This is a genomic window from Fructilactobacillus sp. X8R1C1 (assembly GCF_059900945.1).
The window spans coordinates 231735-256498 of sequence record NZ_JBWXVH010000002.1 but is presented as its reverse complement, the minus strand read 5'-3'; the positions used below and the strand labels follow the sequence as shown (position 1 = coordinate 256498).

General features: G+C 41.2%; 26 protein-coding genes and 1 CRISPR repeat array. Of the genes, 11 read left to right on the top strand and 15 right to left on the bottom strand.

The features are described from left to right. Positions 1 to 39 precede the first annotated feature (39 nt). Positions 40 to 669: direct repeats of the CRISPR family, unit length 36 nt; unit sequence GTTTTAGTAGTACGTCATTCTAATGAGATTAAGAAC. A gap of 51 nt (positions 670 to 720) precedes the next feature. From AC6UD1_RS03290 to AC6UD1_RS03270, 5 genes are all read left to right on the top strand, one after another. Then, complete coding sequence (locus AC6UD1_RS03290; RefSeq protein WP_500707296.1) at positions 721 to 1161, top strand: hypothetical protein; 441 nt, start codon at positions 721 to 723, stop codon at positions 1159 to 1161. A 35-nt stretch (positions 1162 to 1196) separates the two neighbouring features. Next, positions 1197 to 1400: a hypothetical protein gene (locus tag AC6UD1_RS03285; protein ID WP_500707295.1), complete on the top strand. Its 204-nt coding sequence runs from the start codon at positions 1197 to 1199 to the stop codon at positions 1398 to 1400. A gap of 163 nt (positions 1401 to 1563) precedes the next feature. Further along, entirely contained in the window at positions 1564 to 3078 is a 1515-nt protein-coding gene (locus AC6UD1_RS03280) for an FGGY-family carbohydrate kinase (protein ID WP_500707294.1), read from the top strand. Between the two features lie 134 nt (positions 3079 to 3212). Next, on the top strand, positions 3213 to 4253 hold the full coding sequence (locus AC6UD1_RS03275) for a ketopantoate reductase family protein (RefSeq protein ID WP_500700897.1): 1041 nt from the start codon (positions 3213 to 3215) through the stop codon (positions 4251 to 4253). A gap of 158 nt (positions 4254 to 4411) precedes the next feature. Next, on the top strand, positions 4412 to 4609 hold the full coding sequence (locus AC6UD1_RS03270; RefSeq protein ID WP_500700896.1) for a hypothetical protein: 198 nt from the start codon (positions 4412 to 4414) through the stop codon (positions 4607 to 4609). 78 nt (positions 4610 to 4687) lie between these two features. Here the strand turns inward: AC6UD1_RS03270 and AC6UD1_RS03265 are convergent, their stop codons facing one another. Both AC6UD1_RS03265 and AC6UD1_RS03260 read right to left on the bottom strand, forming a co-directional pair. Further along, on the bottom strand, positions 4688 to 6016 hold the full coding sequence (locus AC6UD1_RS03265; RefSeq protein WP_500700895.1) for a replication-associated recombination protein A: 1329 nt from the start codon (positions 6014 to 6016) through the stop codon (positions 4688 to 4690). Positions 6017 to 6149: 133 nt separating this feature from the next. Then, entirely contained in the window at positions 6150 to 7094 is a 945-nt protein-coding gene (locus AC6UD1_RS03260; RefSeq protein ID WP_500707293.1) for an NmrA family NAD(P)-binding protein, read from the bottom strand. Positions 7095 to 7240: 146 nt separating this feature from the next. Between AC6UD1_RS03260 and AC6UD1_RS03255 the strand changes: the two genes are divergently transcribed. Next, positions 7241 to 7414 (top strand): hypothetical protein, encoded by a 174-nt coding sequence (locus AC6UD1_RS03255; protein WP_500693369.1) that lies wholly within the window; start codon positions 7241 to 7243, stop codon positions 7412 to 7414. Positions 7415 to 7461: 47 nt separating this feature from the next. Here the strand turns inward: AC6UD1_RS03255 and AC6UD1_RS03250 are convergent, their stop codons facing one another. Then, entirely contained in the window at positions 7462 to 7983 is a 522-nt protein-coding gene (locus AC6UD1_RS03250) for an HdeD family acid-resistance protein (protein ID WP_500693370.1), read from the bottom strand. Positions 7984 to 8297: 314 nt separating this feature from the next. Between AC6UD1_RS03250 and AC6UD1_RS03245 the strand changes: the two genes are divergently transcribed. The 4 genes from AC6UD1_RS03245 (at position 8298) to AC6UD1_RS03230 (ending at position 13284) form a co-directional block, all read left to right on the top strand. After that, positions 8298 to 10961 (top strand): YfhO family protein, encoded by a 2664-nt coding sequence (locus AC6UD1_RS03245; protein ID WP_500707292.1) that lies wholly within the window; start codon positions 8298 to 8300, stop codon positions 10959 to 10961. An 82-nt stretch (positions 10962 to 11043) separates the two neighbouring features. Beyond that, positions 11044 to 11703: a histidine phosphatase family protein gene (locus AC6UD1_RS03240; RefSeq protein WP_500693372.1), complete on the top strand. Its 660-nt coding sequence runs from the start codon at positions 11044 to 11046 to the stop codon at positions 11701 to 11703. A gap of 104 nt (positions 11704 to 11807) precedes the next feature. Continuing rightward, the gene (locus AC6UD1_RS03235; protein WP_500707291.1) at positions 11808 to 12923 is read left to right on the top strand and encodes a glycerol dehydrogenase; all 1116 of its coding nucleotides are present in this window, start codon (positions 11808 to 11810) and stop codon (positions 12921 to 12923) included. A gap of 1 nt (position 12924) precedes the next feature. Further along, entirely contained in the window at positions 12925 to 13284 is a 360-nt protein-coding gene (locus AC6UD1_RS03230; protein WP_500707290.1) for an MmcQ/YjbR family DNA-binding protein, read from the top strand. Here AC6UD1_RS03230 and AC6UD1_RS03225 read toward each other — a convergent pair. The 11 genes from AC6UD1_RS03225 to AC6UD1_RS03175 form a co-directional block, all read right to left on the bottom strand. Beyond that, on the bottom strand, positions 13265 to 14050 hold the full coding sequence (locus tag AC6UD1_RS03225; protein ID WP_500707289.1) for an energy-coupling factor transporter transmembrane component T family protein: 786 nt from the start codon (positions 14048 to 14050) through the stop codon (positions 13265 to 13267). The genes AC6UD1_RS03230 and AC6UD1_RS03225 overlap by 20 nt on opposite strands. Further along, positions 14043 to 14594 (bottom strand): biotin transporter BioY, encoded by a 552-nt coding sequence (locus tag AC6UD1_RS03220; RefSeq protein ID WP_500707288.1) that lies wholly within the window; start codon positions 14592 to 14594, stop codon positions 14043 to 14045. Before AC6UD1_RS03220 ends, AC6UD1_RS03225 begins: the two co-directional genes overlap by 8 nt. 429 nt (positions 14595 to 15023) lie before the next feature. After that, positions 15024 to 15371, bottom strand: a complete 348-nt coding sequence (locus AC6UD1_RS03215; protein ID WP_500693377.1) for a type II toxin-antitoxin system PemK/MazF family toxin — start codon at positions 15369 to 15371, stop codon at positions 15024 to 15026. Continuing rightward, entirely contained in the window at positions 15371 to 15637 is a 267-nt protein-coding gene (locus tag AC6UD1_RS03210; protein WP_500693378.1) for an AbrB/MazE/SpoVT family DNA-binding domain-containing protein, read from the bottom strand. The genes AC6UD1_RS03215 and AC6UD1_RS03210 overlap by 1 nt, the downstream gene beginning before the upstream one ends. Before the next feature lie 70 nt (positions 15638 to 15707). After that, positions 15708 to 16352, bottom strand: a complete 645-nt coding sequence (locus AC6UD1_RS03205; RefSeq protein ID WP_500693379.1) for an amino acid ABC transporter permease — start codon at positions 16350 to 16352, stop codon at positions 15708 to 15710. Then, on the bottom strand, positions 16349 to 16999 hold the full coding sequence (locus AC6UD1_RS03200) for an amino acid ABC transporter permease (RefSeq protein WP_500693380.1): 651 nt from the start codon (positions 16997 to 16999) through the stop codon (positions 16349 to 16351). The genes AC6UD1_RS03205 and AC6UD1_RS03200 overlap by 4 nt, the downstream gene beginning before the upstream one ends. Next, positions 16996 to 17859, bottom strand: coding sequence for a transporter substrate-binding domain-containing protein (locus AC6UD1_RS03195; RefSeq protein WP_500695376.1), 864 nt, complete (start codon positions 17857 to 17859; stop codon positions 16996 to 16998). The genes AC6UD1_RS03200 and AC6UD1_RS03195 overlap by 4 nt, the downstream gene beginning before the upstream one ends. 17 nt (positions 17860 to 17876) lie before the next feature. After that, positions 17877 to 18617 carry an amino acid ABC transporter ATP-binding protein gene (locus tag AC6UD1_RS03190; protein ID WP_500695375.1) on the bottom strand — a complete coding sequence of 247 codons (741 nt, stop codon included), beginning with the start codon at positions 18615 to 18617 and terminating at the stop codon, positions 17877 to 17879. 201 nt (positions 18618 to 18818) lie between these two features. Next, positions 18819 to 20042 carry a DUF2075 domain-containing protein gene (locus AC6UD1_RS03185; protein ID WP_500707287.1) on the bottom strand — a complete coding sequence of 408 codons (1224 nt, stop codon included), beginning with the start codon at positions 20040 to 20042 and terminating at the stop codon, positions 18819 to 18821. Continuing rightward, positions 20035 to 21444, bottom strand: a complete 1410-nt coding sequence (locus AC6UD1_RS03180) for an MFS transporter (RefSeq protein WP_500707286.1) — start codon at positions 21442 to 21444, stop codon at positions 20035 to 20037. The genes AC6UD1_RS03185 and AC6UD1_RS03180 overlap by 8 nt, the downstream gene beginning before the upstream one ends. Positions 21445 to 21467: 23 nt before the next feature. Further along, complete coding sequence (locus AC6UD1_RS03175; RefSeq protein ID WP_500707285.1) at positions 21468 to 22229, bottom strand: pyrroline-5-carboxylate reductase family protein; 762 nt, start codon at positions 22227 to 22229, stop codon at positions 21468 to 21470. Positions 22230 to 22412: 183 nt separating this feature from the next. Here AC6UD1_RS03175 and AC6UD1_RS03170 point away from each other — a divergent pair, with 183 nt between their 5' ends. Further along, on the top strand, positions 22413 to 22913 hold the full coding sequence (locus AC6UD1_RS03170) for a hypothetical protein (protein ID WP_500693386.1): 501 nt from the start codon (positions 22413 to 22415) through the stop codon (positions 22911 to 22913). A gap of 51 nt (positions 22914 to 22964) precedes the next feature. On the opposite strand, the gene AC6UD1_RS03165 is transcribed toward AC6UD1_RS03170, so the two are convergent. Beyond that, positions 22965 to 24704, bottom strand: coding sequence for a phospho-sugar mutase (locus AC6UD1_RS03165; protein ID WP_500707284.1), 1740 nt, complete (start codon positions 24702 to 24704; stop codon positions 22965 to 22967). Positions 24705 to 24764 lie beyond the last annotated feature (60 nt).

The following is a 24764-nucleotide window of genomic DNA, read 5'->3' as shown; positions in this document are numbered from 1 at the left end:
ATTAAGAACATAGAATTGGTTGGATTATTCCCCAGAGGAGTTTTAGTAGTACGTCATTCTAATGAGATTAAGAACAAGGGCTTTCGTTCGAGATTGGAACAAAGAGTTTTAGTAGTACGTCATTCTAATGAGATTAAGAACTGGTAGACAGCGTTATGGGGCAATCACGGGGTTTTAGTAGTACGTCATTCTAATGAGATTAAGAACTTGTAATTTTTGATGAAGCGCACACTAGTAGTTTTAGTAGTACGTCATTCTAATGAGATTAAGAACATGGTATGGATTTGGTCAAACAAGCTGGGTGTTTTAGTAGTACGTCATTCTAATGAGATTAAGAACGTATTTGTTCTCTAAATCATAGAATAAAGTGTTTTAGTAGTACGTCATTCTAATGAGATTAAGAACTGATTGAATTAACCGGTAACCGATAAAGACGTTTTAGTAGTACGTCATTCTAATGAGATTAAGAACCAATGGTTATATGAGTCAACAGGATAGTTCGTTTTAGTAGTACGTCATTCTAATGAGATTAAGAACATATTTACTAATATTTTTGTGTGCTTTGCAGTTTTAGTAGTACGTCATTCTAATGAGATTAAGAACTCATAAGCACGATTACTAAAGTGATCTTCGGTTTTAGTAGTACGTCATTCTAATGAGATTAAGAACCGGCACCGAAAAAATGATGAACGCTTACGAGTACATTGAGGAGGCTTAAAAATGTTATTCCCAAACCCGAATAAAAACAAAGTAAACACCTTTAAAACTAATGCCGAATTTTATTATCACCCGGATCACTTTATTACTAAAGTGCCTAAAGATATGACTATTACGGATTTAGTTTATAACTGCCTGGATCAACAACATGGCCGCGAAGTTTTATATACTCCGCAAAAGATTACTCAATATTTAAAGCCAATGTTATTTAATTCTGACGATCCTTTTTTTAAGAAGTACGAGAGTGATCAATATGCTAATATTAGTTTGACGTGCGACGAGCCTAATCTTTTTGAGGGAAACTCTTCACTACTGGTGGTTAATAAGGTCAACCAAAAGTTAGATTTACCAATATATGGGCTTATTCGTAAAGATAAGACCATTGCACCTATTAACCTTGATTGTATGTATCATTTTTCAAAACCAAAAGGAAAAATCATATAAAATTATTTGTGAAATGAAGAAAGAAGCAAATTATCATGATTACACGTGATTCTTGGAATCAAAATAAAAAAGACATTAAAGAAAGCAAAAGAAGAAAACAAATAGCGCAAAAAGATGCTAAAATAGATAACATTTTAGCATGGGTATTTGCAATTATTACAGTAATTTTTGGAAATGCTGAATCTGTGGCTATTCTTTTAGCTTCAACTTTTTTTGGAGAAAATCATAAGAATAATTAGTGTTATAAGTAATTTGGCATAATTATATTAATAATTACATGAGATGCCCATTCTTGCATCTCTTTTTTATTCCATTTTATGTTCACTCATTAACAAATTACTCTCAATAAGATAAACTTAAGTCATCAAAACAGCTCACTTTATTTTTCAAAGGAGACTTCCCATGACCCAATACATTTTAGGAATTGACATCGGCACCTCAAGCACCAAAGCCATCTTGATGACTACCACTGGTGAAATTATCGCTCAGGACAAAGCTTCATATCAGTTAGAAACACCACATCCAGAATGGGCACAAGAGAATGCTGACGACTGGCTTCGGGCAGTGACGTCCTTGATTAAAAACTTAGCCCAAAAAGTCGATAGTACCCACATCATTGGTATTGGCATCGACGGTCTCTACGGTGGTTCTGGAGTTCCAATTGACAAAAGTGGTCAACCACTCGGTCCCGCTTTGATTTGGATGGATCGCCGGGCCACAAAAGAAACTGAAGAAGCACTGAAACTTGTCAGTAAATCAGAACTGATGGACATCACTGGTAACTTGGCTGACCCGTACTACGGTTACACTAAAATTATGTGGTTGAAACAAAACAAGTCGGAGTTGTACCGCGACACTTATCAATTTTTGCCACCCGAATCGTACGTCATTTACAAGTTAACGGGGAATATCAGCATTAATTATTCCGCGGCTGGTAACTTAGCTGGAATTTTCAACATTAATGATGATGAGTGGTCACCTGAACTGGCCGCTAAATTAGGCATTGATTTAAATAAATTACCGCAGAAGATGATTGCTAGCACAGATGTCGCCGGTCAAGTCACTGACAAGTGGGTGCAAGAACTAGGCGTTAAAGTTGGGACACCAATCTTTAATACTGGAGTTGACGTTGGGCCAGCGACGGTTGGAACTGGAGTGCTTGGCACGGGTCGCATGACGATTGCATTAGGTACGTCAATGAATGCGGCACTTGTGACCGACAAGCCACTTAAAGATGATAATCTGATTATTTGGCCTTATGCTTACAAACCAAAAGAATATTACTATAACTTTGCCGGGGCTAACACGGCTGGCGCGGTAATTGCTTGGTTCACCCGTGAATTCGCTCAGGAAGTTGATAATAATAACAGTACGAAAATGCTGGATGAAGAGAGTGAGCAAGTTCCCGTTGGTAGTAATGGCTTGATTGTTTTACCGTACTTTATGGGAGAACGCAGTCCGGTCTGGGATTCCAACGTTCGTGGAACCATCTTTGGGATTTCGATGACGACGAAGCGTTATGAGTTATTTAAGGCTTTTCAGGAGGCCATTGCCTATTCCGTTCGTCAGAGTATTGAACAGTTTGGTGATCACATTGGCGACTCGTTTACTCTAGTTGGTGGTGTTAGCAATTCTAAAAAAATGGTCCAGGTCATTGCGGACGTGACGGGTAAAACCGTCAAAACGACTGATTCTGGTGGTGAAGCCGACCTTGGAAGTGCCATTCTGGCTGGAATTGGCTTGAAGCAAATTCAACCGCAAGCAGTCCAAAAGTGGGTCAAAATTAATGAAAAGATTGAGCCCAATCCAGAAAGACACGAAGAGTATAACAAGTACTATGAGTTGTATCGTTTGGCGTATATGGATACGAAGGGCTTTTATAAGAAGTATAGTGAGTTGGTTGAAAAACAAAACTAATATAATGTGAGTGCTAACTATTTAAGTGGTTTAGCACTTTTTATAAGCCCTCGTTTTTGACATTCCCACTTCACAGCGACATACTTCTCCATGTATTCCAAAGTATTCCAAAAAAAGAAAGAAGTATGGTAATAATGAAAATTGCAGTCTACGGCGCTGGTTCACTTGGGACCATTATTGGTGCATATCTCACCAAAGCATACGGTAAAGGCAACGTGGATTTGATTGCCAACAATCCCCAGCACATTAAGGATATAAACGAACAAGGTGCCACGGTTACTGGTACGGCTGACTTTACTGTTCCTGTCACTGCCAAGACTCCGGATGAATTAAAATCGAACGAGTATGATCTCGTTTTACTTTTGACCAAGCAGACTCATAATGATGAAGTTCTCCCGAAAGTTAAAGACGTGTTGAAACCAAATGGGACTTTGGTTTCGCTTCAAAACGGGGTCCCAGAAATTGCGATTTCAAAGGTCATTGATCCCGCAAATATCGTTGCTGGTTCCGTTGAATTTGGTGGAACCCAACTTAACCACACGGAGTCGGAATTGACCACGGCACTTCCAGCCTTTGAAAATGCGGCGTTTCAGATTGGTGAACTTGATGGAAAAGACACCGACCGCATTAAGAAGGTCAAAGACGTGTTGAGTCACGTTGGTGGCACCGCCATTTCCGATAACTTACTTGGAACCAAATGGTCTAAACTTTTGGTTAACTCATCATTTAGTGGGTTATCAGCCGCAAGTGATGCTACGTTTGGCCAGGTTGCTGATAGTGAGGTTGGCTTAAAGAGTGCGCTAAATATCGTAAGTGAAAGATTAAAGGTCGGTCATGCTGACGGTGTGAAATTTGCCAAAATGGGAAATCATGACCTCAGTTCACTTACTAGTGAACATCCCAATGATGAACCAGCACAGTTGGCCTACCTGAAGTCCGCGATGAACAACAGTAAGAATCTAAAGGCCAGTATGCTACAAGATTTGGAGAAGGGCAGAAAGACTGAGGTTGATGACATTAATGGGGTGATCTCCGAGACGGGCAAGAAATATGGAATCAAGACTCCATTCAACGATTTGGTTATTAAGATTGTTGGAAACGCTCAAGATACAGGTAAATTGCCAAAGTTTGATGATACCATGGACCAGTTTCAACAATTACTTGATAACAAATAGGAATTATTCTAATGAGGCTTCTTACATTACGTTAGAATTATTTGTTGTTTGCTTTTGAAATATGTAATATTATGAATCTCTAAAGGAACTTTTAGAGGTTCATTTTTTGTGTTTAAATATAAAGTGTATGAATTAATCGTATCTTAGAAAGGCGAAAAATGACTGTTGCAATATCAATCTTTATTTTTTTGTTTCTGGTCTGGCTACTGTTTGAGTTTATCAGCAGTGCCGCTTGTGGTTGTCTTTTGTTGATGTTTCTATTAGCCGTTACGATTGGTTTGTTTGCGGCTAATTTCTGGATTCTCGGACTGATTATGTTGGTATTAGTTGTATTTGGAGCGTTATTTAATTATTAGTGTCGTCGATTTTTCTTAAAATTACAGTAAATTAAAATTGTCAGCTCTGATTAAACATCGGGCTGGCAATTTTTTGGCTTAATTTTTATTATCATGTTGTTCATGCCACTTCTTGATTTGTTCCAAGCGTTCCTTGAACCGGATCTCATGGCCTTCACTCGTGGGTTTGTAGTAGACGTGGCCTTCAACTGATGGTGGCATCGCTTTCATCGTCGTTAGTTTGTCTTGATAGTTATGCGCGAGTTCGTATCCCTTTCCGTAGCCCAAGTTTTTCATTAACTTAGTGGGAGCGTTTCTGATTTGCAGTGGAACGGGATCATCAGCAGTTTCCTGGACGTCTTTCTTGGCCGCCAGTCGGGCTTTATAAAGGGCATTTGATTTTGGTGCGAGTGAGAGGTACGTAACGGCCTCTACGAGGTGGACGTCACACTCGGGCATTCCTAGAAACTGACAGGCCTGAAACACGTTAATGGCAACGTTTAAAGCATTCGTGTCAGCTAAACCAACGTCTTCACTGGCAAACCGCACCAGTCGTCTCGCAATGTAAAGCGGGTCTTCTCCACCATCTAGCATACGGGAAAGCCAGTAAATGGCGGCGTCAACGTCACTATTACGCATCGATTTATGCAAAGCTGAGATAATGTTATAGTGTTCCTCGCCATTTTTGTCGTACAGCACAAACTTGTTACCAATCAGTTGTTTCAGACCATCTAACGTTATTTTAGTGACACCGTCTTTTTTGTCACCGTTGAGGACGGCCATTTCCAGGATGTTTAATGCTTTACGGGCGTCACCGTTAGCAAAATTAGCAATCTCGTTAATTTCATCCTGGCCGATTTTGATGTTTTGCTTGCCAAAGCCATCCGGATTCTTTAAGGCATTGTTTAAAAGCGTCACCACGTCGGACGGTTTTAAGGCGTGCAGGACAAAGACCTTACAGCGTGATAGTAACGCCGAATTGACTTCAAACGACGGATTCTCGGTGGTGGCTCCAATCAAGATGATGCTACCCTGTTCGACGTAGGGTAAAAAGGCGTCCTGTTGGGCTTTGTTAAAACGGTGAATTTCGTCGACAAAGACAATCGTTTTTTGCCCAATTTGCTGATCCTGTTCGGCCTGACGCATGATTTTTTTAATTTTGCTGATGCTGCTGTCGGCCGCACTAAAACTATAAAAGTTTGATTGCGTTTTTCTGGCGATAATTTCGGCCAAAGTGGTTTTACCAACCCCAGGTGGTCCCCAGAAAATCATGGAAGAAACCTGGTCGTTTTCAATTAGTTCTCTTAAAATTTTTCCTGCTCCAAGAAGATTTTGCTGTCCCACAAATTGGTCTAAAGTCTTGGGACGAACCCGACTGGCCAAGGGGACGTTTTGATCTTGATTGTTAAAGAGTGATTCTTGCCGCATGGTTACTCACTTCGATTCTGCTAGAAAGTTTAGTAGTTAATTAAGTTTAAGTTAATACACTTGGGGAAATCATGCAATCAATGGGTTTAAAAAAGCTCTCTGACTAAAATTTTAATCAAAGAACTTCTTTTGCTTAGATTTCGTATGATGGTTTAGTGGATAATAAATCTTTAACCTGTTCATCAAGGGTTGGTAATGGTCTACCAATGACCTGCGGCAGGTCCGGATCGTTGTCAGTATTGTTTGCCAAGATTTCTTGATGAGTCATGCCAAATTTGACGGCCTGTTCGTCGATGTTTTCATCTAAGACCCCGGCCCTGATCATGTCTTGAACGCCGACCATGAAATTAATTGAACTCTTATCATAGCCGCGTTTTGCTAAAGCTTGGCGGTAGTTGTCATCGTTTAACAAGTTAACCTTAAAGTCCCTGTTGGTGTTGGCAATGACTGAGGCTGCTAAGTCAGCGTAGGTATGTTCGTTTCCATAGAACTCATAGACATCCTTGGTCTTTTCGTCGCTTTCCATGACCTTGGCCGCCGCAAACGCGTAGTATTTCTCTTCGGCCCAGCCAACTTTGCCGTCACCAGCGGAGAAGATAAAAGCCGCTCCCTTAGCGGAACGTTTGATGAGGTCGAGATCGTTTTCTAGGTACCAGTTGTTTCTAAGAAAGGAATGGTTGATGCCAGTTGCCTCAATTAATTTTTCGGTCTTGGCGTGGTCCTCTGCCAGTGGCACCTTGGCGATGTCAGCGTGAGGGAAGCTCGTATAAGCGATAAACTTGACCTTAGCTTTGACGGCGGCGTTGACCACGTTTTCGTGTTGGACGTAGCGGGGATGTTCTGGATCAGGTTGTGATGAGACAAACAGGAGCTTATCAATTCCGTTAAGGGCCTGATTCAGACTTTCAGTGTCATTGTAGTCACCCTTTCTGATTTCAACTCCAGCAGGATACATCTTTTTGGCTTTTTCCGTGTTTCTAGCGATTACGACGATGTCTTCGACAGGGACCAATCGAATCAAGCCCAAAATAGCACGTTCACCGAAACGACCCGTTCCGGCAGTAACTCCATATTTCATAGTATTTTCTCCTTCATTTTCGTTATCTAGAAACTAGCATTAATCTTTTCAAAAGGCAATTAAACCATTTTTGGAAATGATTCTTTATGAAAGCCACGATGATAATGATATAATGGGAACGTATAAACAGAAGAGGAGGGTTTAGTATGAGTGACAGAAGACCTAGTGAAAAACAAGAAAAGAACTTATTGCATAAGTTAGAAAAAGACGATCACAAAAAGGATCGTGGCCATGAAAACCGTTCAACCGATGGGAAAGAGATTCATAAACACATCGAACGTAGTGACCGTCCTGAAGAACCAAATAAGGATCGCAAATAATTAATGGTACAAAAAAAGATCGCGAATCCGCGATCTTTTATTTTTGATTAGAATGAACGAACAATTAACAAAATTCCAAAGAACATGAAGTAAAATGCCACTAAGAATAATGCAACTGACATTGCCATGGCTGGTTGGAATAATAGAACAATTCCTAAGATCAAGCCAATAATACCAAGAATGACTTCAAACCAGAAGTAACCCTTGTGGTTTCTTTCGGCAAATCGACTGTACCATAGTTCAAACAATGAATCGATGATGAACCAGATTGATAACATCAACCAGATGTAGATTCCACCAACGGCAGGGTCTAAGAAGATCAAGATACCAATGATGATATCAAGCACACCGTTAATGACAAGCCAAACTGGTGACATCCCTAATGATTTGTCTAGTTGAGAAATTTCAGCAATCTTGAAGATCCCTTCAACGATTGACAAGATGGCAATGACGAAAACTAATGCCTTAAATGAGTTCAATGGATTCTTCAAAATGAAGAGTGATAAGATCACACTCAGGATTCCGATAACCAGTGAAAACGGGTCAAAGCCCTTTGTTTTACTAAACATATGAACACTCCTTTTTATTTATTAGCCTAAGCTTAAATTCATTTTACCAAAATTTAAGAAATAAACCACCATTGAAATGTTAAATTACGTAATTTAGGGAGATATTTAACTTTAAGGGAAGTTAATTGGAATAATTGACGTATCCTAGTTATGAAGGCTAGCTGGTTTTGTCAAAGACGCTAGCGTTAAATGATTGAACTAACAAATTATTCCTAAAGAATTGTCACATTTGTTAGGTTACGTCACAAAAATATAATACAATGAACTGTGGTTACATAATTTTACAAATATTAATATCGAGGGATTTTTTAGCTATGAAAAAGAAAATGCATGTTTGGAAATACTACGCGGCCGCTTTTATCATTCCGGTCGTAGTGGCTTCCATCGTCTTCGCAATTTACGGAATAACACCATTTGGTAACCATAATCTACTTATCAGTGATTTGCTCACGCAGTACATGCCATTTTTTAAGTTACTTCGTGATCAAATGCTCCATCATACCTTTAGTGCATACTCGTTTTTGGTCTCGATTGGTGATAATACCGTTCCGATCTACACTTACTATTTAATGAGTCCTCTGAACTTATTGGTTTCATGGTTCAGTGTGGTTCACATGCCAATTCTGATCTCAATCATCATTTTGATTAAGATCGGACTAATTGGTTGGTCAATGGCCTTCTTTTTGAAAGTGAAGTATCACAGACAGGACATGATGCAAATCATGGCTGCCGTAGCATACAGTTTGAGTGGTTACGTTGCCCTCTACTTCTATGATTTCATGTGGCTTGAGGCCTTAATGATTCTACCGCTTTTAACCCTTGGAATTGAGCGACTGTTTTATAAGGGGAAATGGGGAGGATACGTCGTCGCTTTGACGGCCATCATTATCATGAATTACTATATGGGCTATATGCTGTGTATTTACTCTTTAATCTATTTTGTCTATCTCGTCTTTTTGAACCGTCCAACTAAAACTGGGTTTTGGCATTACCTAAAGGTTCATGGTTCCATGACGTGTAAGTACGTCGTTAGTTCGATCATTGCCGCCCTGTTGTCGTGTTTCATGTTGATTCCATCAATTGTGGGGATGCTTTCAACCAGTAAGGGATTATTCAAAATCTGGGACTTTCTGCCTTATCCAAGGTTTAGTCCTGCTGTTTTTGTTAATCTTGGGGTGGGAGCCAATAACTTTATGGGCCGTTTGTCCCATGATCCCAGTATCTTTGTGGGTACGATCTTCATCATGGGCCTCCTGGTGTTTTGGTTATCGAAGAAGATTACGAAACGACAGAAACACGCTTCATTCTGGCTAGTTGGGGCAATTTTCGTCGGGATGTGGATTACCACTTTTAACACTATTTGGCACATGTTCCAAAATCCAGCTGGATTCCCGTATCGAGAAGCCTTCATGTTCGGTTTTGTGACCATCATGTTTGCCTATGAAGCTTACATTAACGGAGCGTTTAAGGACAATCGAGTTGTTAAAAACGCTGGTTTAATCGTTTCCTTCCTGTTAGTAATTGGTTATGGTTGTGGCGATTTGGTTGCCTTATTTAACCACATGCATCAGTATGGCATTCAACTTATTGCTGGAAATTCTCATTTGATCTACGCCTTAATCTTTGTCTTAATAACCACGTTGTTGTTAATGGCAACGAATCGCTACGGTAAAAAGATTTGGTACCTGCTTTTCGCAGTCCTGTGCGTTGAGATGGGAGTTAACCTCTATCTCTCACTTCAGGGACGACGGATTGATGCGTTTAGGAATGCTCCTGCAATGTTTGGGAATCAGAAAAAATTTGAAAATGCCTATAACCAGTCTAAAGGCATTATTGACCAAAAAGTTGATAATAAGAAGAATCAAACGACGTTCCATCGTAATGACGTGAATAATCAACTGTACAGTGGGATCTTTGATCAGGATTACAACCAGTATAATGATGGAATTATCTTTAATTACCGTGGGGTAAGTGGCTATAGTTCAACTTTAAACATGCATACTCAAGCAGTCCTTTCTAATCTGGGATTATCGTCAAGAAACGTGCGCCGGGTTAGCGTGATTGGTAGTTCGCCGATTACCGACCAACTACTTGGAGTTACTAATCGGTTAACCATTTTGAAAAATGGTCAGACGATCAATAAAAAGAATGAACGCTATAGTGGACTGGGCTATGCGGTTTCTGATCGGATTGTTAAGACCAAACTAAACAAGGGTCATGTTTTTAAGAACTTGAATCGTTTCGTTCAAGACGAGTCTGGAACCAAGAAGAAGTTCATGCATAAGGCTCAGGTTACCGTTAATAATTCTGGTAAGTACCGTTATCAGACGGTTGATCCATACGATACTAGACAAATGGATACGGTGGACGGATACAAGTATAATTTGACGGTTAATCCGGTTATTTCCGGTAACCAATACATGTATCTGAGTCAGGCCAACCTCTACAAGGATAAAATCTTTGTGAATGGCAAGAAGATTCCTGAAAGATACCGGATGATCGGGACTGAAAACGTTAAGTTAGGTCATTTTGATAAAGGACAGAAATTTACGGTTAAGATTATTTCTTCTAATAGTCTGAAGGAGAAGAGTCTATTAAAGAGCTTCTCTGGCTTAGACGGTGTGGCTTTCAATCAATTTGTTGACGAAACTCAGCCATACAAGCTGAGAGTGGATCATCCTGAGAACCTGAAACTTTCAGGAGCCGATTTCACTGGTCACGTTAAGACGAGTTCAAAGCGCAACGTGCTCTTATTGAGTATTCCTTATGACAAGGGATGGCACGTGACTGAGAATGGTAAGAAAGTCAAGACTTTGATGGTTGCTGACGGCCTTACTGGGATAAAATTAAAGCCCGGTAAACACACCCTTCACTTCCATTACCGCACTCCAGGATTAATCCTGGGATTGCTTTTGACCCTAATTGGAATTTTGGGGGCATTCTGCGAGTGGCTATTCTACCGAAAACGAAATAAATAGAAATTAGCATTCCCAAAATACTTTGGGAATGTTTTTTGTTATAATTGGGTTAGAGTTAAGGAAACGAGTGAGGTAATAAATTATGAAAGTAACTGCATACTTAGTACGACACGGACAAACCTATATGAATCTTTATAACAAGGTACAAGGTTGGATTGATTCACCCTTGACCAAAAAGGGACTTGAGGACGCCGATAACGCTGGTGAACGATTGAAGGACATCAATTTTGATGCGGCCTTTAGTAGTGATTCTGGTCGAGCCATTCAAACCGCCCACCATATTTTGCAAGCCAACAACAATAACATCAACATCATTAGTTATCAGTTCCCCGAATTACGGGAACAGTTCCACGGCTACTTTGAGGGTGAAAACTTGGAGCAGATGTGGCAGTTTGTTGGTGAGCAGGTCAAGACGACTTCTGAGGCCGGGGTGCTCAAAAACTTTGGTCTTGAAAAGGCTCGTGATTTGATTGCCAGAGCCGATTTGTACAATAATGCGGAGGACAACAAGACGTTTTGGAAGCGAGTTGACCGTGGAATTGATCGAATCCGAAAAAACACCAAGGATGGTGACAAGATCCTGATCGTTTCTCATGGGATGACCATTCGCTCCATCGTTGATCGGTATAATCCAGCGCTTGATATTGGTGAACCAGCTAAGAACGGTAGTATCACTAAGCTGATTATTACTGATAAAGATATCAAGGTTGAGTATTTTAATAGTTTAGATGAACAAGTCTAAAAAGTCGGGACAAGCGTCTCGGCTTTTTTTTATGCCTTTTTCAAATGGTTTACTTCTTAATTTGTGAATAATATAATTATGACAGTTTAAAGGAGGAGTAAAAAATGGTTGAATTATATGCAAGTCCTAGTAATTATGTCCAAGGTTCAGATGTATTAATGAACAGTGCGGACCGAATTGGTAAGTTTGGGAAAAAGGTGCTACTTCTATCAAGTGGGACGGCACTAAGAATGGTTGGAAATGACTTTGCTGATTACTTGAAACAACATGACTTTGAAGTAACCGTCGTTGATTTTGCCGGGGAATCATCTGAAAGTGAGATTGATCGGGTCACTAAGATTGGGCAAAATAACGATGATGACATTGTCATTGGTCTGGGCGGTGGCAAGGTGTCCGATAGTGCCAAAGCGATTGCTGACAACTTGAACACGACCGTAGTGATTGCCCCAACGATTGCCTCGACGGATGCGCCATGTTCGCGGTTATCGGTAATCTACACTGATAGTGGTCAATTTGACCACTATCGTTTTTATAAGAAGAATCCCGACATGGTGATTCTTGATACCAAGGTGATTAGTCAAGCGCCAGTCAAGTTTCTGATTTCAGGAATGGCTGATGCCATGGCGACTAACATTGAGGCGACAGATACCCGAAAGTCGAACGGGACGAACATGCTGGGTGGAAAATCAACCCTTGCTGGCGAAGCGATTGGACAAATGTGTGAACAAACGTTGTTTAAATATGGCAGTTTAGCAGTGGCTTCAAACGTGGTTGGATCGGCTACTTCCGAACTTGATAAAGTCGCTGAAGCCAACACGCTTCTTAGTGGAATTGGTTTTGAAAGTGGTGGATTAGCAGCTGCTCACGCCATTTATAATGGCTTTACGGCTTTAAGTGGGGAGATTGACCAGTTATCTCACGGACAGAAGGTCGCCTTTGGAACCCTATGTGAGTTGGTTCTGACTGGTTCTGATCACCGTCAATTTGAGAAGTATTTGAAATTTGATCTGGAGTTTGGCTTACCAACGACGCTAGCGGATCTGAAGTTAGGGAAAGCTAGTGATGAAGAGTTAATGAAGGCAGCCACTCAAGCATGTGATCCAAGTGACACCATGGCTAATTTACCAGTTTCAGTAACACCAATAGATGTGATGAATGCCATGAAAGCTGTTTCTGAATTCAGTCATGAGTATCAGGTTAAGAATGGGTTAGGTAATTAAAATGAATAATCGTGATGATGTAGTTGAATACATTAAAAAGAAGTTTGATGTTGAACCAGATCGACCTTTTAAAGAATATCCGAAGTACTTGGCTTTTCGTCACAAAGATGACCAGAAGTGGTTTGGCTTGGTCATGAACGTGCCTCAAAATAAGTTAGGATTAAACGGGACTGATGAGATCGATGTCTTCTTAGACGTGAAAGTTGATCCAGATGTTGCCGGACTTTTGAAACAGTCTAAGGGATATTTACCGGCTTATCACATGAACAAGGAGCACTGGATTACGGTTGTGCTTGGTGAAGTTGATTCAAAACAGGTCCAAAAGATGATTCAAGATAGTTTTAAAATGACCTTAAAGTAAGAATTAAAGCTAAGTAGATGATGACACAGCCGTCAAAGATAGTATCTCGCATACTAAACTGGGTTTCGTGATATCTAGTTGATTGGAATTTAGGCGTGTAGCCACGGGCATCTAAAGTATTGGCTAGCTTATTAGCGTGGTTTGTGACCGCGTACAACAGTGGAATAATGAGTTGAACGTGGAGCTTGATTTTCTTGGTCATTTTTGATGAAGTAAAGTCAACTCCACGACTGATTTGGGCAACTTTCAGATCGTTTAATTCACCCAAAATGATGGGAATAAACTGCAGGGTGAGAGTAATCATTAACGAAAACGCAGATACAGGTAGATGCAGATAAGTTAATGGTCTCAGTAGTCGCGAGATTGCCTGTGATAGATCAGATGGACTGGTCGTAAACGATAAAAGCGCGGCTACCAGAATCAGGAGAATGATTTTAACGCAAAGCTTGCTTCCGTAAAGCCAACCGCTCACGTTAATCTGATTTATATCCAAATCGTGATTAGTTGGAAAAATTCCGTGATAAATTAAAATAAACACTAAAATGAATAAAATGGGTTTGATGGAACTAAGTGCCATGCGTACTTTGATGTGTGCCAAGTGATACAGACCAATTAGTCCTAAAGCACCAATTCCAATTTGAATGGTCGTGGTTGACCACATGAACGTGATCGTTACGAGCGTGATACTGATGAGCTTGGTTCGCGGATCTAATTGCTGCATGAAGGAATGATTGTTTGCGTATGTGCCAAAGATAAAATTATTCATGTTTGAGTTGTGACACCAGACTAATTTTCTTGGTGGAAGCACAGATTAAACTAACGATCACGGCTTTGATGATATCACCAGGGATGAAGGCTAAGTTTGAAACTAGTGAGGCCGTTACTGACATGTGGGCAATCACTGAAAGGTACAGGGCCCCAAAAACATCAATCAGAATCACACCACCGATGACATTAGCAACAAGATACTTCCAGAAATTAATCTTCTTCCACAATTTTTCAACTAGGAAGCCAATAAGAAAGGCGGCAATGGGCCAAATGATGAAGTAACCACCGGTCGGACCCACTAAAATCCCTAAGCCGCCACGTCCACCTGAAAGGACTGGCAGTCCAATTAAGACCAGGATGACTACCAGTAGGGCACTTAGAAAGCCGTTTTTCTTACCTAGAAAACTTCCCTGAAGCATGATGCCCATACTTTGTAGCGTAATTGGAACTGGGATAAACGGCAGTGTCAGCGGTGGAAAGAGGCCTAACACAACGACGATTGCGGCAAATAGCGCGTCATAAACAAGTTCTTTGGTCTTCATGATTGTTGTTCTCCTTAATTAATTACTTAAATGTCTTTATTTAAGATTATCGATTAAATTCATGAGAAACAATCATTTCATTAAATGATGTAGGCCAAATGTTGTTGGAACAATTATTTATCCGAAAATAAAATTGAGCCACATATTTATTTTTGCAACCTATGCCATCTGCATATGACTTATTAATACAAGAAAGCAGTAGACAGGTTGTCCGTTGCTTTTTATATCATTTAGAATAAATAAAAAACATGGTTTATTCTAAATTGACGAATTGATTGCTATAATAAAAATGAAGTTGCATTAGAGTTATCCAATTGTATGTGACTTTTGTGGAGTCGTTATCATGCAATTAAGCTTCTAGTCAGTTGACTAGAAAGGATCCATATAAAAAAGAGGTCACACCTTCGTGTGACCTCTTTTTCGTACCCTTTAAAAGAACTGTTTAATGTTATTAGTAATTTTCCGCATGTCCCGATCGTCTAACTTTGCGACCAACTTGGTTTCACTTCGAACTTCCATGTCCACGGTTCGGACGTGCTGAAGCATGGCAGTCCCGTGAACGTTTTTGTTATTAACCTGAAAGTATAGGGGTGATTTCACGTACTTTTTTTCTTCCAAGTACTTAGCGGAAGAACTGATTGGGATTACAATCACCGTGTTCATTAGATGATTATAGTGGTTGTTACTTACCACCAGACACGGACGTTTTTTCTTGGTTTCGGTGCCAAGTGCCGGTTCAAGATTAACGAAGTAAATCTCACCTTGTTTATAATTCATTAATCAATAACCTCCGACCCCTGATCAGGGCCCCAATCTTGTTCCGAACTGCTGACGTTACCGTATTTCTTTTCCTGATCTTCAACGATTTTCCAAAACCCTTCAAAGGATTCTTTAGGTGCCATTGTTACCGAACCATCTTTTTGAATTGTAAATTCCAGTTGGTCGTTTTGCTTAAGATTGAGAATGTCACGGACGGTTTTTGGAATCGTAATTTGATTCTTACTCGTCATTGTTGCTGTGATTTTAATTTTGTTTGTCAACATGCATTAACCTCCCATATGCCCTCATCCAATGTAGCTCAAAATCAAGGGAAAGGGAAGCAATTTGTGCATGCTAGACCATTCTTTTGTCAAACCATTTTGCAAGTAAGGAGAGTCCGTAGTTAATAATGAAGTACATAATGGCAATCGTGACAAACATCGGGATCATGTAATTAGGGTTCTGACCGTAGATGACCTGAGACCTAAAGGTTAGTTCTGGAAGGACAATGGCGGTTGCTAACGAAGTATCCTTAACTAGTGAAATGAATTGGGAAATCAGTGGTGGAATGGACTTCTTTAGGGCCTGTGGCAACAGGATGTGCCATAACGTTTGGGCCTTATTCATCCCGGTTGAAAGGGCACCTTCAGCCTGGTCAACTCCAACTGAGAGTAAGCCACCACGGATAATCTCACCAACCATGCTGGCTTCAAAGACCGACATGGCAACGACCGTGGCCGCAAAGGAATTCAACTCCACCCCTAACTTTGGTAAAGCGAAGAAGGTGAAGAAGATAAGAAGCAGTAAAGGAAGATTTCTGATGGTGTTGGAAATGAAACGAACCGTTTTGGTAAAGTAGGGAACTTTTTCAAATAGGATAATTCCGATTAGAGTTCCTAGGATAAAACTAATAATAATTGAAATCACTGATACCAGAATGGTAACGACTAGACCACCCAGTAAATAGTGCATGTTAATTAAACTAAATGCTCCACTCATTGTGTGACACCTCCGTTCACTTTGCGCTCAATCACGCTCATGCATTTGGAAACAGAGACGGTAATGATGAGGTACAAAATTCCAACGATGATGTAGGTGTTAAACGGATCAAGATTTTCACCAGAGATAACGTTGGCCTGGTACATCAAATCAAATCCGGCCACAAATGACAGAATTGATGAGTTTTTAACCAGGTTAATGAACTGGTTTCCAAGTGATGGGATCGCCAGTTTGAATCCTTGGGGTAAGACCACTTGAATCATAGCCTGAGTGTACGTTAATCCGTTCGCTCTGGCACCTTCCATCTGACCCGGATCAACTGAATCAACGCCACCTCTAATACACTCAGCGATAAACGCAGACGTATAGAGGATTAATCCAATGGTCCCAGACCAAAATCCAGAAATGTGAAAATCAGCGGCGACCACCACGTAGAAGAATAAGGTGATGACCAGAAGTGGGATGTTTCTAAAGAATTCGACAAACGCACTTCCGATGAATTTAAGTAGTTTATTTGGAGCCATTTCTAGAAGGGCAAAGATGGTCCCCAGGACTAGTGATCCAACTAATCCAATGATTGAGGATAGGATGGTAATCCAGAAGCCGTCTAGAAGAGTTTTCCAATTTTCAAGAAAGATATTTATCATTTTTCAAGACTCCTCCAATCTAATCCAGGCACGTTTGAGAACCATTTCTTAATCAGCTTGTTGTAAGTTCCGTCGGAAATGACCTGTTCTAAAGCTTTATCCATGGCGGCCTTCAGTTCAGGTTGGTGCTTGTTCATTGCTAATCCGTAGGGTTGATTAGTGAATGGTTTTCCAACAACCTTGGTGGAACGATTTTGATCAGCTAGACCATATAGAATGGCGTTATCGGTAGTCACGGCCACACCCTGACCAGATTCAAGAGCACTTAAGGCCTGGGAATTATCTGGCATCGAGATGACCTTCGCCTTTGGAGCAAACTGTTTCATGGTTTGAATCGCAGTGGTTCCAATGGTCGTGATCACGGTGTATTTAGGATTGTTTAACTGAGAAATGTCCTTAATTGGGGAATCTTTTTTAACCAGAATTGATTGGCCAGCTGGAAAATACGGTTTGGTAAAGTCAATCACTTTGGCTCTCTCGGGTGTGATGGTCATCGTTGCGGCTACTGCTTCAACCTGATTGTTTTTTAGTAATTGGATTTTAGAGTTAGTGGTGACCGAAGTGAATTCGGGCTTGATTTTCGTTCCGGCGTCCTTGGCCATTTGGGCGGTAACGGCGCGTGCCATGTCGACATCAAATCCTTCACTTTGACCGGTCTTGGGACTGATTAAGCCAAACAGTCTGGTATCACCCTTAACTCCCCAGTGCATGACGTGGCTGTCCTTGATCCTGGCGTAGTCATTGGTTGCGACCGATTGATGCTTCTTAGCCTCAAGTCCGGTAAAAATGCCGCCAATGATTATGACAATTAGGATGACGGAGGCAATCAAACCCACTCGTTTTAACTTAAATTTACTCATGGAATCTACCTCACTTTTTATTTATGTTCAACTTGTGATAAGAACTTGCGAGCTCGTTCGGTCTTAGGGTGATCGAAGAATTCATCGGTTTTAGAATTTTCCAGGATTTTCCCGTCAGCCATGAAAATAACGCGATCAGCAACGGATCTGGCAAAGCCCATTTCGTGAGTAACAACGAGGGTCGTCATGTCCGATGTGTTAGCGATGTCCTGCATGATGTCTAACACACTTCCGACCATCTCGGGATCAAGGGCAGAGGTTGGTTCGTCAAACAGCAACACCTTGGGATTCATTGCTAGGGAGCGAGCAATGGCAATTCGTTGTTGTTGACCACCGGATAATTGAGCTGGGTATTTGGCTCCCTGTTCTGGTAGGTTAACGCGTTCAAGGAGTTTTTTTGCTACTTTTTCATTTTCAGCTTGAGGACGTTTTAAGACGATTCGTGGAGCCAACGTGATGTTTTCGGTGATGGTTTTGTTGTTGTAAAGGTTGAAATGTTGAAAGACCATCCCAACGTCAGTTCTAAGTTTATTGAGGTTGGTTTTGTTGCTTGACAGATCTTTGCCGTCAACAATGAGTTGTCCCTGTTGAATGGTCTCTAGTCCATTAATGGTTCTAAGTAAAGTTGATTTACCCGATCCAGATGGTCCGATTAACACAACGTTTTCACCTTCGTGAATATCAAGGTTAATGTTGGTTAACGCGTGAAATTTGCCGTAGTACTTTTCTACGTCTTTGAATTGAATGATTGATCCCATTAAATTGTCCTCCTTATCATAAGCTCCAAGAAATGTATTTTGGGGTTATGACTAGATTATACGCATTGAAAGGAAATTACTAGCACTGATGGCACATTTTGTTACACAAAAGTAAATTTTTTTATCAGAACAACCAAAAAGGCCCCAAAATACGAACATTATGGGGCCCTTTGGCTTAATTATCTTTAAAATGGAACTTACTTAGTGGTTGATCTTTTGAAATGATTTCATCAATGCTTCTCTAAGCTTCGGATCGTGAGCAAAGATGAAAGTCCCAAAGACACCGCGCTTCATCAACACATTCACGGAGTTCAGGATGATTTGCCGCCTTATTTGTGCAAATTTTTTCGGATCTGTGACGTCTTTTCGGTGTTTTTTGCTTTCAACATCGGTTTGCTTTTTTAAGTCAACCTTTACGCGATGATCTTTAGGGTCAAGATAGATTGGCGGACCTAAAATAATGCCAACGTAGTTCAAATCAAATCCCTGACAGGTGTAAATGGAGCCAACTTCATTGATGGTTTGAGGAATTTCCGCCCACGGAGTACTGGTGTAATTGTACTGATCCCACGGCATTTTGAAACCACCAAGTTCTTTGATGTAATGTTTTCCGCCATCTAAAGTTGATGGATAGCCGGTGGTCGAAACAATTCGGGATAAGCCCACCTCATCGTTTTTCTTCACAATCGCTTGACGCATTTTTTCAGCGTCATCAAAGATTTGAAAGTCGTAACCAGTATCGGCGTCCTTGGGGATTGGCAACAACTTGCCCGCCGTACATTCATTGATCCAATGAACAAGGTCTGGTTTAGCGGTCATGCGAAACTGATGGGTCAGTTGATAGCTTTCGTGATAGTAGGGCTCAAGTAGTTTGTTTAAACGTTGTTTGTCCCAGTAACACTTGGTCCGTAGTACCTGATTCATGTCAAAGACGGCAATGACGACCTTGCTTGACTTAATGATTTCTTCTAACTGGTTTTTCTGATAGAAATTATTGTAATGGTCTGGTGAAGATAGTAGTAAATGGGCCTCATCAACAATCACAACGTCAGCACGTTCGTTTCGCTTGTGCATTTGGTTAATAAATGAGGTAGGACGCATAAAGTTCTTTTTTAAAACATTATCTTCGGATCCAGCAATTTGTTTGTAAACCTTCAAAATTTCTGGATGGTTAACTAAGAAGTAGTTCTTAGTGTCATGAAGCTTACCTTTTTTCTTTGCGGCTTGTTGAATGTTGAAAAAGAGTTGACTCAAAATGACACTTTTACCCGTACCGGCATCTCCAAAGATCGTGAAAACGGACGGTTGTTTTTGATCGATTTGTTGATTAATAAATTGTTCGATTTGATGAATTAATTGTTCCTGTTCCGTAGTTAAATGGTGAAGGTTGGGAGCAAGTTTCTTAATTGCTTGATTGTTATGCATTTTTTGCGAGGTGCTTTCTTTGAATGGTCCAGTTAACTAGTGCAAGGATTAAGCCGAAAACGGCCAGTACGAACAGGAGTAAGAAGTCCATGTGACCACCCACAACCGTTTTTGAAACGTATTGGGCGTAACCATTAGCCTGATTCTGGTTAAAGGCGTAGATCGTTGCCAGCACACTGGTACCGATTGAACCAGCGTATTGTTGGAGCATGTTGAATAACGAGTTCACGTCGGCTGAATCAGATTGTGGAGCGGTTTCTTGAGCGTTGGTAATGGTACAGGAGAACGCGCAGTTAAATCCAATTCGTAAAAGTGCGAATAACAGCGTCAACACGACCACCGTGAAGGCCGCCGTCATGGAACTAAACAAGAACGTGGCGATTGACAGCAGAACCATCCCAATCATGATTGGTTTAAAGGCTCCGAACCGGTCATAAGCGCCTCCCGCAAATGGCGAAATGAGTCCACCAATGATTGAACCTGGCAGCAGAATCAGTCCAGCAACCATGGCACTGGTATGAAGAACCGTCTCAGCGTAAATTGGAATTACGAATGACGCCCCAATATTAATGAACATCAACAAGAAGTAGTTCACGGCGTTCAGTGAAACCGTGGGGATCTTGAGGGGGTGAAGCGACATTAGCTGTGAATCACCATGACCATTGAGGTAGATAAATAAGACCAGGGTGATTAATCCAATGACGATGGGAATGAGGCCACTCATAAACGTTGCACCCTTGACGCCAAACTGGTTAGCACCCCAAACAAATGAGAATAGGGTCACGATCAAGAGGGCAAAGCTAACGAAATCAAATCGTTTGGAGATTCCCGGAGCTTTAAGATCAATGCTCTTAAGTCCGATAAACAGGGTAATTAGGACGATTGGGAAAGCCACGATGAAGATGTAACGCCATGAAAGTAGTGATGATAGCGTTCCCCCGTAAGTTGGTCCCAGTGCGGGAGCTAGTGAGATAACCATTGAAGCAATTCCAGTATAAAAGCCGATTTTTGGTCGGGGTACTTCAGCAAAAATGATTTGATACATCATCGGAAGTGAGATTCCGGTGGCAGCTGCTTGAATTAGTCGTCCGACTAATAGGAGCCAGAAGTTGGGTGCGACCGCACACAAAATATCACCAAGGATAAACGCGGTGACCGCAAAGACGAAAATGTTTTTTAGTGGGAATTTCTTTAGGAGGTATGCCGTCGTTGCCATGGTAATGGTAACGACTAGTAGGTATCCAGTTGAAATCCACTGAACTAAGTTTAACGAAATGTGAAAAATTTGTGAGAGTTCTGGAAACGTAACGTTCATTGAAGTTTCTAATAGAATTCCACAAAATGATAGTAACGCGGTGGCGAGGATCGCGATTTTGGTTTTTAAGCTTACTTTTGAATCCAAGTAATTTCCTCCATTACCGTATTTTATTTGTTGGCGTCGTTAACCGCCTTGTTGACGGCATTTCTAAAGCCGGTGGCGTCTAAAGCAACCACCCCACGAATGGTAGAACCACCAGGTGAGGTAACTTGGTCTTTCAAAGTTGCCGGTGAAATGCCAGTATCGAGTGCTAATTTGCCACTGCCTTGAACCATACTTGCAGCGACCTTAAGGGCGGTCTCACGGTCAAGGCCATTTTGAACGGCGGCGTCAGCTAAGGCGTCCATGAAGACGTCGACAAAAGCTGGGCCACATCCAGCAACCGTTCCCACGATGCCAAGGTTTTGGTTACTGGTCTTAATGAGCGTTCCTAGGTTAGTTACAACGTCTAAAGCCGACTTAACGTCTGCTTCATTAGCATTCTTAGATTTACCAACGGCGATGCAACCGGCGTTCACGGCAACCGGGATGTTAGGTACGATACAAACCACTGAGTTGTTTTGGTGCACGTCATTAATGGCTTGTTCACTAACCCCCTGGGCCGCTGAAACGATCACAGTTTGGTCTGGCAATTTGGTGTTCTTCAGCACTGCCACTGTGATTGGTGCGGGAGTTGTTACAAATAGGACGTTTAAGTCACTTGGAAAATCATCGGTGACAATTGTGAAGCCAAGGTCCTTTGAGAAGTTTTTGAGCTCGTCGGTTACGTGATGTCCCTTTACTAAAATGTCACTCGCGTTATATTTGTTGACAAGTCCTTTAATGATGGCGCTGCCCATATGGCCGGCACCTAATACTCCAATTTTCATGTGATTCACTCCTTAATTTATCATTATGATAATAATGATACATCATTGTTAATTGGTTATGTAAGCAGGAATTAACAAACCAATGATTTTACCGAGAGAAAGTTACTATTGGTAAGCGCTTACAGCTAATGATATAATGAAAGTAATAATTCACAAACCAAACATCAGAAAGGGGTTGGCAATTTGAGCTTAAAAAGTTGGTTTAGTAATTTGACGGATAAGGAGACCCCGAGCCTTTCGGATTCGAAACTGGCCGATAACGTTCAATTCATTGATAACGAAGGAAAATACCTTGAAACGGTTGTTAATAGTTTTAAAGATAACTCCGGGTTAGTTCATTATCGTGGTGATGGTTACACCGTTGAGAATTCATTTGCGTTTGCGATTGGTGACCTAGTCAATGACGATAACTTGCTTGAAAAATGTGCTTATTCGATTAAATTGTTAAAGAGAATGGACGCACCCAAAAAATCAAAGTTGGCCTCCTTAATTGCGCAGTTGATTAAGATGATTACGTATGTTTCTGATTATGTTACGGGAATGCGGCGTGATATGCGCCAGGGAACAACTGGTCATGCTGCGATCCAGATGTTCTGGCGTAGTGAGAAGGCCATTAAGGAATTTAAGGTTGAAAAAGTGTACACGGTCGCACTTGTTAATGCTGATGAACCAGTAACTAAATGAAAGTATCAAAAAACTGGACTCAAACGAGTCCAGTTTTTTGTTTGCTTAAAATTATTTATTTAATAGTTCATCGTCAACGGCTTGAGTGTAGCTCTCGAGTTTTTGATCAGCTGCCTTTGCTGTATCAGCTTTAACACCGATGTAGAACTTGATCTTGGGTTCAGTTCCAGAAGGACGAATTGCAAGCCAAGTCCCATCATCAAGCCAATACTTTAAAACGTTCGATTGTGGTAACTCAATCTTTTGGGTTGAACCGTCAGCCATCGTGGTGGTGGAAGTCTGGAAGTCTTCAAGCTTAATTACCTTGGCGCCGTTGAATGTTGTCATGGGATGGTCTCTAAAGTCTTTCATGATTGCGGCCATCTTGGATTTACCCTCTAGACCATCGAATTCCTTGGAGATGGTCTTTTCTCTAAAGTAACCGTACTTCTTGTAGATACCCTGAAGGCCATCGTACAGGGTCATCCCTTTTTTCCGGTAGTAAGCAGCAACTTCAGCAAGCAGTAGGGTCGACTGAATGGCGTCTTTATCCCTTACAAACGGTTTGATAAGATAACCGTAGCTTTCTTCAAATCCAAAGAGGAAGGTGTGATCGTGATTTTGTTCAAAGTTTTTGATTTGTTCCGCAATAAACTTGAAGCCGGTTAGGACGTTCTTCATCTCGATCCCGTAATTCTTGGCAATATCGGTGGCGAGTTCAGTTGAAACGATTGATTTGACCACTACTCCATCCTTTGGAAGGGTACCAGCGTCTTTTTTTGCTTGAAGAATATAATTTAAAAGAACACTGGCAATTTGGTTTCCAGTCATGAGTTTGTACTCACCATCGGGTTGTCTAACGGCGGCTCCCAAACGGTCAGCGTCAGGGTCGGTCGCAATCAGAACGTCCGCATCTTCTTTTTTACCCAATTTAATGGCAAGATCGAAGGTTTGCGGGAATTCTGGATTAGGAAATGGTGTAGTAGGAAATTCAGGGTCGGCGATGGTTTGTTCAACAACCGCGTCATAGTTCTTGAACCCAGCGTCTGAGAGTGCCCGTCTAGCAACAATTTTACCAGTTCCATGAAGGGGGGTGTAGACAAACTTCAGGTCTTTTCCTACCTTATTGATCAGGTCATGGTTCACGTTGACCGTTTGAACTGCTTCTAGATAAGGAACGTCGACGTTTTCACCAACGATACTCATGAGCCCATCCTTTCTAAGGTCCTTTTCCTCTGAAACTGGAATTTTAAAGAGGTCGTTGACCTTGCGGATGTAAGTAGTTATTAGATCGGATTCTTTGGGTGGCATTTGGCCACCATCTTCACCGTAAATTTTGTAACCATTGTATTGTTTTGGATTGTGACTAGCGGTAATCATGATTCCGGCGTAAGTGTGTAAGTGACGCACAGCAAATGAAAGTTCCGGAGTTGGGCGAATGTCATCAAAAACAAACGTCTTGATGCCGTGAGCACCAAGTACTCGAGCCGCTTCATGAGCAAAAAGTTGCGAGTTGTATCGGGGATCAAAACTAATAACAACCCCACGCTTTTTTACCTCAGGATCAAGGGTGTCCATCAATTGGGCGAGACCCTCAGTGGCTTGTCTAACGGTATAAACGTTCATCCGGTTCGTTCCAGCACCGAGCGTTCCACGCATTCCGGCCGTTCCAAATGAAAGTGATGACCCAAAAGCGTCTTCAATTTGTTCCGAATCGTTTCTCATTTTGGCTAAATCGATTTTTAATTCTGCCGGCATATCTTCTTGAGAAACCCAGTTATCATATTCCTGTTTAGTATCTGTTGCACTCATAATTTTCCTCCTGGAAATAATTTTTCCACGTCGAATAGTTTGAATTGTAACTTCTAATAT

What these genes read in the sequence shown, in the direction of transcription:
- AC6UD1_RS03240 (WP_500693372.1), top strand. Translation starts at nt 11,044, where the DNA reads ATGAAAGTAACTGCATACTTAGTACGACACGGACAAACCTATATGAAT.
- AC6UD1_RS03215 (WP_500693377.1), bottom strand. Translation starts at nt 15,371, where the DNA reads ATGAATTATAAACAAGGTGAGATTTACTTCGTTAATCTTGAACCGGCA.
- AC6UD1_RS03280 (WP_500707294.1), top strand. Translation starts at nt 1,564, where the DNA reads ATGACCCAATACATTTTAGGAATTGACATCGGCACCTCAAGCACCAAA.
- AC6UD1_RS03165 (WP_500707284.1), bottom strand. Translation starts at nt 24,704, where the DNA reads ATGAGTGCAACAGATACTAAACAGGAATATGATAACTGGGTTTCTCAA.
- AC6UD1_RS03230 (WP_500707290.1), top strand. Translation starts at nt 12,925, where the DNA reads ATGAATAATCGTGATGATGTAGTTGAATACATTAAAAAGAAGTTTGAT.
- AC6UD1_RS03285 (WP_500707295.1), top strand. Translation starts at nt 1,197, where the DNA reads ATGATTACACGTGATTCTTGGAATCAAAATAAAAAAGACATTAAAGAA.
- AC6UD1_RS03235 (WP_500707291.1), top strand. Translation starts at nt 11,808, where the DNA reads ATGGTTGAATTATATGCAAGTCCTAGTAATTATGTCCAAGGTTCAGAT.
- AC6UD1_RS03265 (WP_500700895.1), bottom strand. Translation starts at nt 6,016, where the DNA reads ATGCGGCAAGAATCACTCTTTAACAATCAAGATCAAAACGTCCCCTTG.
- AC6UD1_RS03200 (WP_500693380.1), bottom strand. Translation starts at nt 16,999, where the DNA reads ATGATAAATATCTTTCTTGAAAATTGGAAAACTCTTCTAGACGGCTTC.
- AC6UD1_RS03290 (WP_500707296.1), top strand. Translation starts at nt 721, where the DNA reads ATGTTATTCCCAAACCCGAATAAAAACAAAGTAAACACCTTTAAAACT.
- AC6UD1_RS03185 (WP_500707287.1), bottom strand. Translation starts at nt 20,042, where the DNA reads ATGCATAACAATCAAGCAATTAAGAAACTTGCTCCCAACCTTCACCAT.
- AC6UD1_RS03210 (WP_500693378.1), bottom strand. Translation starts at nt 15,637, where the DNA reads ATGTTGACAAACAAAATTAAAATCACAGCAACAATGACGAGTAAGAAT.
- AC6UD1_RS03225 (WP_500707289.1), bottom strand. Translation starts at nt 14,050, where the DNA reads ATGAATAATTTTATCTTTGGCACATACGCAAACAATCATTCCTTCATG.
- AC6UD1_RS03175 (WP_500707285.1), bottom strand. Translation starts at nt 22,229, where the DNA reads ATGAAAATTGGAGTATTAGGTGCCGGCCATATGGGCAGCGCCATCATT.
- AC6UD1_RS03220 (WP_500707288.1), bottom strand. Translation starts at nt 14,594, where the DNA reads ATGAAGACCAAAGAACTTGTTTATGACGCGCTATTTGCCGCAATCGTC.
- AC6UD1_RS03190 (WP_500695375.1), bottom strand. Translation starts at nt 18,617, where the DNA reads ATGGGATCAATCATTCAATTCAAAGACGTAGAAAAGTACTACGGCAAA.
- AC6UD1_RS03245 (WP_500707292.1), top strand. Translation starts at nt 8,298, where the DNA reads ATGAAAAAGAAAATGCATGTTTGGAAATACTACGCGGCCGCTTTTATC.
- AC6UD1_RS03195 (WP_500695376.1), bottom strand. Translation starts at nt 17,859, where the DNA reads ATGAGTAAATTTAAGTTAAAACGAGTGGGTTTGATTGCCTCCGTCATC.
- AC6UD1_RS03205 (WP_500693379.1), bottom strand. Translation starts at nt 16,352, where the DNA reads ATGAGTGGAGCATTTAGTTTAATTAACATGCACTATTTACTGGGTGGT.
- AC6UD1_RS03275 (WP_500700897.1), top strand. Translation starts at nt 3,213, where the DNA reads ATGAAAATTGCAGTCTACGGCGCTGGTTCACTTGGGACCATTATTGGT.
- AC6UD1_RS03255 (WP_500693369.1), top strand. Translation starts at nt 7,241, where the DNA reads ATGAGTGACAGAAGACCTAGTGAAAAACAAGAAAAGAACTTATTGCAT.
- AC6UD1_RS03260 (WP_500707293.1), bottom strand. Translation starts at nt 7,094, where the DNA reads ATGAAATATGGAGTTACTGCCGGAACGGGTCGTTTCGGTGAACGTGCT.
- AC6UD1_RS03250 (WP_500693370.1), bottom strand. Translation starts at nt 7,983, where the DNA reads ATGTTTAGTAAAACAAAGGGCTTTGACCCGTTTTCACTGGTTATCGGA.
- AC6UD1_RS03270 (WP_500700896.1), top strand. Translation starts at nt 4,412, where the DNA reads ATGACTGTTGCAATATCAATCTTTATTTTTTTGTTTCTGGTCTGGCTA.